The organism is Vibrio sp. 2130-1, assembly GCF_033339515.1.
In genome coordinates this window covers 1-833 of sequence record NZ_JAWOUT010000154.1, presented here as the reverse complement: position 1 = coordinate 833, position 833 = coordinate 1, and the positions used below count along the sequence as shown (strand labels likewise).

Sequence of the window (833 nt, the reverse complement as noted above, 5' to 3'; positions counted from 1 at the left end):
TCAAGGTTTTATCTTGCAGTTCATCGCCCAAATTCAAACCGTACATCATCGCCACGTCGGCCAGTTTCACTTCGATATCTAAGAAGAAATCACCAAAGAAACGAGTCAGAGAGGCTTTCTCCGGCGCTTCACTGAACAACAAGCTCAATGCAGCTAAGTCTTTCTCTTGAGCCAATACACATAGGGTATCGTCTTCTTCCAACCTGGTACTGCCCGATGGGTGAAGCAGTTCTTGATTACGGAAAACAGCCGCAATGCGCGTGCCCTCAGGCATCGATAAACTGCGCAGCGGTTCGCCAATGCACCATTTATCCGCTTTCAATCGGTAGATAAACAGTTCCCACTCACTGGTTGGGTAAATCTCCACACCAGTGCGAGAGATTGGCTCAGGCTTTGGTGGCAACTCAACCTTGGCAAGCGACATCGCTTTGGTCAGCGTACCGCCCTGAACGATCAGCGATACCATCACCACGAAGAAGGCCAAGTTGAAGTACAGCTGCGCGTCTGGCAAACCAGCCATCATAGGGAATACCGCAAGAATGATTGGCACCGCACCGCGCAAACCAACCCAAGAGACAAACCACTTCTCACGTGGCGTGAAGCTCTTAAATGGCAGCAGTCCAATCCACACGGAAATAGGACGGGCAAACAAAATCATACCAAACGCAAGCGCCAAGCCTGGCACCGCAATACTCAGCAAGTTCGACGGCGTAACCAACAAACCAAGCACGAGGAACATGCCAATTTGCGCTAGCCACGTCATACCATCTAATACATGCAGAATCGAATGACGGCTGCGCGTTGGACGGTTACCCAGCAATAAACCCACGAGG

1 protein-coding gene is annotated in these 833 nt (G+C 50.8%); it reads right to left on the bottom strand.

The genetic code is table 11. The features are described 5' to 3' along the window. The coding region (locus R7Q09_RS24845; RefSeq protein ID WP_318143785.1) for a potassium/proton antiporter at nucleotides 1–833 on the bottom strand (833 nt) is incomplete at both ends.